The organism is Zymomonas sp. (assembly GCF_020216885.1).
GTDB lineage: Bacteria > Pseudomonadota > Alphaproteobacteria > Sphingomonadales > Sphingomonadaceae > Zymomonas.
The window spans coordinates 1-10,235 of the sequence record NZ_JAIWON010000099.1; the positions used below are offsets into that span (position 1 = coordinate 1).

At 43.6% G+C, this 10,235-nt stretch carries 9 protein-coding genes and 1 pseudogene; 6 read left to right on the forward strand and 4 right to left on the reverse strand.

Annotated elements, in window-relative coordinates; translation table 11 throughout:
* Positions 1–285: 285 nt before the first annotated feature.
* Positions 286–993, reverse strand: a complete 708-nt coding sequence (locus LDL18_RS05355; RefSeq protein ID WP_296507531.1) for an MgtC/SapB family protein — start codon at positions 991–993, stop codon at positions 286–288.
* Positions 994–1,153: 160 nt separating this feature from the next.
* Between LDL18_RS05355 and LDL18_RS05360 the strand changes: the two genes are divergently transcribed.
* The 3 genes from LDL18_RS05360 (at position 1,154) to LDL18_RS05370 (ending at position 4,158) form a co-directional block, all read left to right on the forward strand.
* The gene (locus tag LDL18_RS05360) at positions 1,154–2,446 is read left to right on the forward strand and encodes a homoserine dehydrogenase (protein ID WP_296507532.1); all 1,293 of its coding nucleotides are present in this window, start codon (positions 1,154–1,156) and stop codon (positions 2,444–2,446) included.
* Between the two features lie 121 nt (positions 2,447–2,567).
* A complete protein-coding gene (gene glpX / locus LDL18_RS05365) occupies positions 2,568–3,566 on the forward strand; it encodes a class II fructose-bisphosphatase (RefSeq protein ID WP_296507533.1) in 999 nt (332 codons plus the stop codon).
* Between the two features lie 259 nt (positions 3,567–3,825).
* On the forward strand, positions 3,826–4,158 hold the full coding sequence (locus LDL18_RS05370; protein ID WP_296507534.1) for a hypothetical protein: 333 nt from the start codon (positions 3,826–3,828) through the stop codon (positions 4,156–4,158).
* On the opposite strand, the gene LDL18_RS05375 is transcribed toward LDL18_RS05370, so the two are convergent.
* From LDL18_RS05375 to LDL18_RS05385, 3 genes are read right to left on the reverse strand one after another with little or no spacing between them, the layout of a single operon-like run.
* Positions 4,121–6,412, reverse strand: a complete 2,292-nt coding sequence (locus LDL18_RS05375) for a CHASE2 and HATPase_c domain-containing protein (protein ID WP_296507536.1) — start codon at positions 6,410–6,412, stop codon at positions 4,121–4,123. The two genes, LDL18_RS05370 and LDL18_RS05375, sit on opposite strands and share 38 nt — an antisense overlap.
* Positions 6,405–7,721 (reverse strand): FecR domain-containing protein, encoded by a 1,317-nt coding sequence (locus LDL18_RS05380; RefSeq protein WP_296507538.1) that lies wholly within the window; start codon positions 7,719–7,721, stop codon positions 6,405–6,407. Before LDL18_RS05380 ends, LDL18_RS05375 begins: the two co-directional genes overlap by 8 nt.
* Positions 7,722–7,760: 39 nt before the next feature.
* Positions 7,761–8,480, reverse strand: coding sequence for a response regulator transcription factor (locus LDL18_RS05385; protein ID WP_296507539.1), 720 nt, complete (start codon positions 8,478–8,480; stop codon positions 7,761–7,763).
* 181 nt (positions 8,481–8,661) lie between these two features.
* Here LDL18_RS05385 and LDL18_RS05390 point away from each other — a divergent pair, with 181 nt between their 5' ends.
* From LDL18_RS05390 to LDL18_RS05400, 3 genes and pseudogenes are all read left to right on the forward strand, one after another.
* A complete protein-coding gene (locus tag LDL18_RS05390; protein WP_296507541.1) occupies positions 8,662–9,012 on the forward strand; it encodes a hypothetical protein in 351 nt (116 codons plus the stop codon).
* A gap of 30 nt (positions 9,013–9,042) precedes the next feature.
* Positions 9,043–10,014, forward strand: a complete 972-nt coding sequence (gene ribD, locus LDL18_RS05395; RefSeq protein ID WP_296507543.1) for a bifunctional diaminohydroxyphosphoribosylaminopyrimidine deaminase/5-amino-6-(5-phosphoribosylamino)uracil reductase RibD — start codon at positions 9,043–9,045, stop codon at positions 10,012–10,014.
* 88 nt (positions 10,015–10,102) lie between these two features.
* A pseudogene (locus tag LDL18_RS05400) lies at positions 10,103–10,235 on the forward strand (riboflavin synthase); the annotation flags it as partial.

The following is a 10,235-nucleotide window of genomic DNA, read 5'->3' on the forward strand; positions in this document are numbered from 1 at the left end:
TCATTTTCCAGTGCTTCTAATGGACCTGATGTCATTTTTTGCTCCGTTCACTAGGCGAGACAGCTATTTCAGCAGATTAGGCCTATAAAATTTACCGTCAATTTTTCAGTAGCTTATAGTCTGTCTTTATACGTCTTCTTGATGACCTTAACATGTTATGAAGCGATATATTACCCTTATCACCCGAGGAGATCACAAAATTACAGCAAAATATTTTAGATAATTTTAAAATTAAAAATCTAAAAAATACTATTTTTTAATAAAAACAAATAACGCTAGACTGCCTTATAAATCATTATGCCAAGTCACATGTCTCACATTTTTCCATAAGGCTACTTCGCTAGCCAAATCAGCTAATTCTCGGGATTCGGTGACATTATGATCAAAATGAATCGTCATTTCAGAATGTTGATCGTCACAATTTTCTAATTGAACCGATTCAATTTGATATCGAAGAGCTGCTATTTTTTCTAAAATTCTTTTTTGTATTTCTAATAGGTATTTTTTATCGACGATAATCATCAAATTATAAGCGGCATCCGGCTCTGATTTGGAAATAGGTAAATGATTTATCCATTTTACCAATGGGCGCAGCAAGGTATTACCGCAAATAACAAAAACCGTTAGCAAGCTAGCAACCGCATATTGACCGATTCCAACACAAGTGCCAACGGCTGCCGAACACCAAATAGTGGCCGCTGTATTTAACCCACGGACATTCATGCCATCTTTCATAATGACGCCCGCCCCCAAAAATCCGGTGCCAGAAACGACAGCCGCAATAACCCTGATAGCGTCTGCCGTTGTGCCCATTCGCATACATAAATTAACGAAAGAAGTGGTGGCCAAGACAACCAGTATATTGGTTCTTAATCCGGCAATTCTTTGATGGATTTGACGTTCCAGCCCTATCAGGCCACCTAAAAAAAAAGACAGGCTGTAGGTCAGCATGACAGAATAAAAATTGTTCAAATGATCAAAGAGCGCAAACACCAATAGAGTCGCCTTCTCGTTTCCTTAAAGCGCAATTACCTTATTTCCCGATTTTAACCCCGATTTTCTTTATTTAAAGAGCTTCCTAAGCGTATCACGCTTGAAATAACAACGCGGTCAGGGCAAGTAACAGCTAACAGGCAAAATTTATGGGATATATATGGTGCAGGGCTTGCGAGTAGCATTAGCCGGCTTGGGAACGGTCGGTTGTGGCGTATTGAAATTATTGAAAGATAATGCCGATCTGATCGAACGCAGAACAGGCCGCAAAATTGAAGTTATCGCTATATCGGCGCGCAATAAAAATCGTGACCGTGGTATTGATCTGTCTCGATATGACTGGGTTGATGACGTTGTTGATCTCCCGAAAAGAGATGATGTCGATCTAGTCATCGAGTTAATTGGTGGATCAGAAGGCCCTGCCTTGGAATTGGCTCGGGCTTGCCTAAAAAAAGGCATTGCTCTTATTACCGCGAACAAAGCGATGATCGCACATCACGGTATGGAATTGGCCGAATTAGCCGAATCTTCCCAGATTCCGTTTGCCTATGAAGCGGCCGTCGCAGGCGGCATTCCAATTATCAAAGGGGTCAAAGAAGGCGCAGCAGCCAACGAAATCAGCCAAATTTTTGGTATCCTAAATGGAACCAGCAATTTTATCCTGACCACGATGGAAAAGGATAAACGCGGTTTTGAAGATGTTTTGGCAGAAGCACAGGCCTTGGGTTATGCAGAAGCCGATCCGACCTTTGATATCGAAGGCATTGATGCTGCCCATAAGCTGGCTATTTTATCAACCTTAGCCTTTGGCACAAAACTCGATTTCGATTCGGTCAAGACTTCTGGAATCCAGACAGTCACCTTGAGCGATATGCAAAAAGCGGCTCAGATGGGTTATAAAATTCGTCTTATTGGGCAGGCTAAAAAAAATACCCAAGGTTTATTCCAAAAAGTTTCGCCTTGCCTTGTTCCTTGTCATCATCCGCTTGCCCAAGCGGATGGCTCGCTTAATGCTGTCGTTGCTGAAGGCAATCAAGTCGGGCGTTTGTTATTTGAAGGTGCCGGCGCCGGTGCAGGCCCCACGGCCTCAGCCGTTGTCGCTGATTTAGTCGATATTGCCCGCGGTGGCTATGCGACGCCATTCGGGATTCCGGTTCAATATCTTGAAAAGGCGGATACCGATAAAGCGGATAGCGACAAGCAAAGCGTTTATATCCGTTTGTCCATTGCGAACACTGCCCAAGCGGTTTCAAAAGTTGTGACCCTTCTGGCGGATGCTGATATCAGCTTAGAAAGCCTGAATCAGCAAGAAGGACAGGATCAAGAAACATCTGATGTCATTTTGGTAACAAAATCATGCGCATCAGAAGCCATCGAAAATCTTGTAAAGGCTTTCAAGGGGCTTGCTGAAATAAAATCGGCGCCTGTTATAATGGATATTCTTAATATATAGAATAAATCATTATAAGATGATGGCAACTATTCGTTAGGCAGCATCGCTTTATCAGGTTCATTTATAACTTGTTTCGGCTGGATTCTTATATAATTTTTAAGGTCAGAGAAAGCGGATACTCATGGCTAGACAAGAGAATGAAAGACTAAACCCTGCTCTGACGCATGACATGGCCTATGTTACCCAATCGGCGGCTTTGGCCGTTTCCCGATTGGTAGGACATGGGAATGAAAAAGCTGCAGATGCCGCCGCTGTCAAAGCCATGAGAGATGCCTTTAACGAATTGTCGATTAACGGAACCGTTGTTATCGGAGAAGGTGAACGAGATCAGGCGCCGATGCTTTATATCGGCGAAGAAGTTGGCCGAATGGGTGCCGATGATATCTCCATTGATATTGCTTTAGATCCCTTGGAAGGCACAACCTTAGCCGCCAATGGCAGTGCCAATGCCATTGCAGTTTTAGCGATTGCCCCCAAGGGAAGCCTTTTAAATGCCCCTGATGTTTATATGGAAAAGGTCGCCATAGGCCCCGGATATGAAGCCGGTTTGGTCAGTGTTGAAAAGCCCCCCATAGAAAACATACAGGCCTTGGCCAAAGCGAAGGGGGTTGAACCCAAAGACATTCGGGTTTGTATTCTAGAACGCCAGCGTCACCAAAAAATCATTTCAGAATTGCATGAAATCGGTTGTTCAACCATTCTTATCGAAGATGGCGATATTGCAGGGGTCATCGCAACAGCCCGCGAAAGCAGCAATGTTGATATATATATGGGTGTTGGTGGCGCGCCTGAAGGCGTCCTTGCCGCCGCTGCTTTGAACTGTATCGGTGGACAATTTGAAGGCCGCCTCCTTTTTCGGAATGATGACGAACGGCACAGAGCGCATCGCTGCGGAATAGAAGACCTTAATCGTGTTTATAAACTGCATGACCTTGCAAAAAGCGATACGATTTTTGCTGCAACCGGCGTAACCGATGGCTCCCTTATCAGAGGTGTCTATAAGGATTTGCGCGGCGTTTCAGTTACCCAAAGTCTTATTATGCAGGCTAGCACTGGCCAAGTCAGTTATATCACGACAGAGCATAGGCATATTCCTGATTTAGCGAGCTTTATGAAATAAAATATTTCTTATGCAAAATGGGCAAATATCTATCTTGGGAATGGTTAGCGATAATGCCATTCTCTTCAGCATGCGACGATTTATTTGCCTTTTTGTACTTAGCCTTTGCCTTTATAAACCTGCCATTGCGACTGATTTTTCAATTAAACCGCACGGAAAGCCCGCTAGAGCAGGCTATTTTCGCCTTATAGAAGCCTCGCCGCCCCATCTTATAACAAATTGTCTATTTTCATTGGGATGGAAAGCCGCCAACGATGAAATGAAGGATGTGGATGTCTGGCAAATTGCCGTTAGCTATGCCCAACATCCGCAATTCATCAACATAAAGGGTAAAAACACCCGAAAACTATATAGGCTTTCAGGAAAGAATGTCATGTGGCAAAGCGATATGACATGGCTTTTCATTCCACCTCATGCCACTGATAACTCAAGGAATTACTCTATTACAGGGTCTAAAATCTGGCATATCAATACCGATCAACAGATCTCAACCGATATGGCTGCCGCCTTCTGTGCTGTCCTCAAAAAACATTCTAGAGGGACAGCAGAGAAAGCTATTCAGGATCAACCAACAGCGGCAAGGTTACAATAAAGCATGTTCCCTTTCCGGGGGTGCTTCTACAGTCTATATGACCATGATGGCGCAAAATAACCTTATTAACGAAGACTAGACCTAAACCGATACCTGAAATCTTGGCAGCGGGGCCTGTTGAGGCGCGACGAAAAGGACGAAACAGAGCTTCTATCTGTTCTTGATCCATCCCAATTCCTTGGTCGCAGATAGCAATTTCTACCTGATCTTCCTTTTTCTTCACTGTGCAAGAAACGGTGCTTTCATCAGGGCTGTATTTTACCGCGTTATCTATCAAATTGATAAATACTCGCTCTAATAAAGCTGGGTCACCTTCGACGAATAAAGGTTCTTCCCAATCATTAAGCGTGATTTTGATCTGGCGCTTATTGGCCTGTATCCATAATTCATCGACTGCGCTGGTCATCACGCCTTCAATTTCAACATCCATCCATTGATATTCAGGCGCTTCTGCCTGTGCTAGACGGGTGAAGTTATCCGCCAATCCCAATGTCCGGCGGGCATAATTGGAAATCTTGGTAATGATTTCTTGCGCTTCTTTTTCCTTACTACAGGATGTCCGAGAAAAACGGTCAATCAAGGCCAGAATAGAGATTTGTGGCGACCGCATATCATGACTTAAAAGATGCAAAATACGCTGACGCTGTTCTTCGGCAGATTTAACGGCACTAATATCAATCAACATAATAAGCCATCCATCGGGCTGGTTAATAACCCGACGACAAGCCGCAATCCGCAGATCAAAAGCTCGACCATTTTCAGCGTAACATTGGCTATTGATCTCATTATTACGGACTTGATCGAAATCAATCCGATGGCCTTCTTCATTATGTAGATGATTTAATATCGTCGAAATCGGCATTCTGTAATGATATTGAGCGCCCAATTCTGCCGTTAGATTTTCAGCCGCTTTGTTTAATAAAACGATATTGTTATCTTTATCGGTCACAAAAAATACATCAGGCAAATAATATAAACTATCAGCAATAAAACGACGCATAAAAACAATGCGAGAAATAGCCAGTTTTAAAAGTTGCTTTTTATATTCTAATGGGTCAGTTGCGGTAATATCGGGCAATTTCTGTCTTTGTTCTTCTGGGAAATCACTTAATAATTTTTCTAATTCATCAGAAAAATATTTACTAAGACTGGCTAAGCGGCTCCATGCCCAAAAAGGATAGGTAAACGCCACCCCGACAACAGATGTAATAGGCGGGAACCAATAATTAAAAAACAGGAATAAAGCCGCACATAAGAGCGGCACCCCTACCCCAAGGGTAACAGTCAATAATATCGTTGCCCTTGGCGATAAAAAACGAAACCCAATAAGCAAGATCCATAGAGATACCAGTGCAACAATCAGCTTAGTAATGTCACTAGCTTCATGGATTGTCCGATCATGAAGCAAGGTATCCAAAATATTGGCTTGAATTTCGACACCGGACATCACCCCGAAAGGCGTCGGATGTAAATATTCAAAACCGGATGCTGTCACACCGACCAAAATTCTTTTACCGGTTAAAAATTCTGGAGGCACCTCGTTACGCCAAATGGCAGCCGCAGAAATGACAGGAAAGCGATTTCGGGGACCATCGAAAGAAAATAGCTTTTCACGTAAATCAGCTTCGGAATAAACCTTTTTAGGATTATCCATTAGTTCGACCAAGGCAGGCCAGTAGCGCCCCTTTGCCGTCAAGGCAGGCCAATAACGACGCACCATTCCATCCCGATCAAAAGGGACACTCACATGCCCAACATTGGTCGCAGAGGGTGCCAGCAAGGGTAGAACAGCAACCGTTTTCTTGTTGTGATTACCAGATTCAACCAACATCGGTAAAAATATCGGTGTTTTACTGGCCTTTAAGGTCTTCGATAAATTTTCTGTTGCTTGGGATTCTGAAGGATCAAGAAACAGGACATTATATCCTATTTCTAAAGGATGTCCGGCATCCAATTGTTTAATAAATTTAGCATGTTTATCGGGAGACCATGGCCAAGGTGCTATGGTTTTTAAAGCATTGTCGTCAATTTTGACAATAAGAACCGAAGGGTCAGGTTTGTGGCATCCCAACCTTACAACGGTATCGTAGAAAAAGAGATCCAACTGCGAGGTCATCCCAGCCCAGCTGATGACCACCACGGCCAAAGTAGCTGCAAGAGCCAATAGAGACCATTCAAAAACTAGTGTATTTTTTAATTCAGTTTCTATTCGTGCAGTGTGCTCTGTATTCAGACTGTCAAAAACATCATTCATTTTTTTTCATCGGGTTATTTCCTGAAATATGCAACTTACGAAAAGGCAATATAATTTGCCCTCCTGCTGGCCATGCTGCAATAATACGCCAGGAATAATCCCCTTCCGGCAAAGAGGAAATTTTTACAAGCCCTGTCTTACCCCCTAATTGATCTACAATAGGGATAGCAGTTTCACTGATTTTACTAGCGACAACCTGCAAACGACTAATAACTACTTCATTATCTGGTATTTTCCATTGGAAAACTGCCCCCTCAGAGAAAGAATAAGCAGAAGCCTCGAGATGGCCGGTTTTATGATCAATAGGAAAAACTTTTTCCTCACCCTCAAGATCATGATTATCGACAGCAGAAAGCCGCAAATAATAATGTCCGTCGCTTAATCCTTGTAATTTAACGTCTGTATTATCGAGCCAGCTTTCAGAAAGCAAATCAGAGAAATCTGGATCTTTGGACAATTCAGCATGATAAACAGAAGCCGTCGGCATTTTTCTTAAGAAAATATCAGGCTCAGCGTCACGAAGAATGGTTAAACGGTTTGAAGGACTGGGCGGCGTATTCAAAGGAAAATCAAGCTTTTCTATTGAATTGGTACCATATCCTCCGGGAACCGCATAAACTATTTTATGATTATCAGTTGTGACCAAACCTTCTAATACTTCGACGATATTCTCTTTTTTATGAGTCTTGCTATTTTCGATATAGTGGACACGAAAATCAGTCCCTCTGACAGCCGTCAGGGAGGATGGTGTTGCGATATGGAAATAGCTGTCAGAACGGAATAAAGGCGTCGCATGGACGCGGATATGCCCTGCTTCCAATTTGAATGATCGCTCAACTGCTCCGGTCAAAGCTACTTTACGCAGACGTGTGATGGTAATCTGGCTCATAGAAGGCATGCTGACATGCGAACCATCCGGCAAGAGGAGGGTTACAAAGCCTGACGAACCCGTCTCAATAGTCATTTGCTCGGTAACGGGCTGGCCTTGTTGCAGAGTTCCTCTTTTACCATGAATAAAAAGAGTAACGGGACCCGAAATATGGGAAACAACAGCGGTAGAAATTTCACGCCGCAAAAACGCTTTGGGAATATTTAGATGGAACCCTGCATGCAAAGGCTGACTTAAGGGAACGCCAGCCCGCTTCGCAATAGCTTCCATATCGCTTATTCTGTCAAAATAGCGCTGAGCAATGGAATAAAGCGTGTCGCCTTGCTCAACAATATATTCAACGGATTGATGATTTTCGAAATGCGCGGCTACAGCCTTTTCGCTATGGCCACTTCCTAAAAACAGAAGTGCACAGCCCAACAGAAAAGGCCGGAGGCTTCCGCGCTTCCAAAACATTCTTTACCGAACAACTTCTGCAGCGATGGCTTTCTTTTCAGCTAGCCGTTCCAAACGGTAACCATAGGCATAAACAGGCGCTAATCGATAACCATTTTCCGGTCTCAAATTAAGTTTGGTTCTGATTTTTGAGATATGGGTATCAAGCGTTCGGGTCGGTAAATCTGGATTTCGTCCCCAAAGGGTTTCAAAAATATATCCCCGCGACAATGGCCGGTGCAGATTACGGAATAACAACAAAGAAAGCGTGAACTCCTTTGATGTCATCGGAATAAGCGTATTGCCTAGAGATACCTGCTCTCTTGAAACATCAAAGGTATAATCGTCGTAATGTTCAATACCATCTGACGGTGGCGTTGGATAACTACGCCGCAAAACGGCCTTTACCCGAGCCAGCAAGATTTCAGGCTGAACGGGCTTAACCAGATAATCATCTGCTCCGGCATTCAGGCCAGTAACAATATCTTCCGCCGCCGTTCTGGCCGTTGAAAGCAGAATAGGCGGTTTCGGATCGCAATGTTTATTGACCCATTCTATGATTTCAATCCCTGAAAAATCAGGCACATTCCAATCAAGTAATAATAAATCAACCGTTTCACTGCGCAGCATTCTTAAAAGGGCATAGCCTTTATGGAAAGAGCGACAGTCGTAACCCGCTTCAGTCAAAATTGCATTTAACTGAGCAGCCGTTTCCAGATCATCATCTAGCAGGGCTATTCTCACGCCCGTTATTCCTCATCAAAATTACAGATATATACAATGCATATTTCTATGAGATATGCCACTTTCAAGGGGGAATATCCAAATACAACTTAACCATTATGAAGATAATTTCTCATTTTGGAAAATTATACCAAAATAATCTTTTTTTCTGTTCTCAATTATTTGTGCAAAAGCAGGGCTGGTGATTTTTCAGGAAGCCTATAAATTACCGGATATGGTTCGAAACAAAATTTCTATTTTATGGCAGGATATAAACGCATTTATCCGAAATCATGGGCATATCCGGCCAGTGATAGCCATCCTTTCGCTTGCCTTGACGGGGGGCATGGTTTCCATGATGTTTTTTAGCTCAAAGATAGAAAAGCCGGATCCTGAAATTATCTTTGTCCAAAATATCAATGGTGCACGTAGCGATGCCGAAATTCAGTCTAAAAATCTCGAAGATCAAAAAAAACTCGAGGCCAGACAAGAGGAATCTCGCAAGCGCTGGCGTGAATTTGGCCATGTGTTAGGCTATTCGACAAAAAACTAGAGCCACATATTTGAAAAGCAGGCTGTCAATTTGACCCATCTTGAAAATGATATCCGCTGGATGCAAGCCGCCATCGCCCTTGGCGAAAGAAGTAAAGGTCTGACTGCCCCCTCGCCTTCTGTCGGCTGTATTATTGTCAATAAAGATAATCAGATCATCGGACGTGGCTGGACACAATCAGGCGGACGGCCTCATGCGGAGGCGATGGCTTTATCACAATGTCAAGATCTGAATGGGGCGACTGTTTATGTTACTTTGGAGCCTTGCGCCCATAAAAGTAACAGGGGCCCAACCTGTAGCGATAGTTTGGTTGCAGCCCATCCTGAAAGAGTCGTTATTGCCTGTCGTGATCCCGACCCCCGAACCAATGGCCAAGGCATTTCCAAAATGGTCGCGGCTGGTATCAAAGTGGAGTGTGGTCTTCTTGAGAAGCAGGCGGCGCAATCCATGTCTGGTTTTTTCAGTCGTCAACTTAAAGCGCGGCCTTATGTTACGTTAAAAATGGCGACTTCGCTTGATGGTTGTATCGCGTTAGAAAATGGCGAAAGCCAGTGGATTACCGGAGAAAGAGCGAGAGCGCATGCCCATCTGGAGAGAATGCGGTCAGAGCTGATTGTTGTCGGTCGAAAAACACTGGAATTTGATAAGCCCTCTCTCAATGTTCGCTTACAAGGGTTAGGCGATCGCTCACCGCAAAAAGCGGTTTTAGGGCATGGTAAAGTCCCTTGCGGCTGGATTGGATTAAGAGAACCCACAGATGTTATCAAAACAGCTGCCGATCATGTTCTGATTGAAGGCGGAGCAAAGACAGCCGCCGCTTTTTTAAAGGCCGATCTGGTTGATCGGGTATTACTGTATCGCGCCCCTATCCTCATTGGTAAAGGCTTACATGCCTTGGCTGATATTGGATTAACGCATTTATCCGAAGCGCATCATCGTTGGCATCTCAAAGAGAGAAGAATGCTTGGCAATGACCAGTTGGAAGCCTATTTACGAATATAAAAATGGGCTTATTTACAACAAAATAAATTTACCAAAAAACAATATATAAAATAATTTTATTACCCTTCATAGGAACGGAGCTTACCCCATGTTCACCGGCATTGTTACCGATATTGGCGAGATTACTTCTGTTACGCAGGAAGGTGATCGCCGCATTCGTGTTGCGACAGAATATCCTATGGATACAGTTCCTACCGGTTCCTCTATCGCCTGTTCCGGTG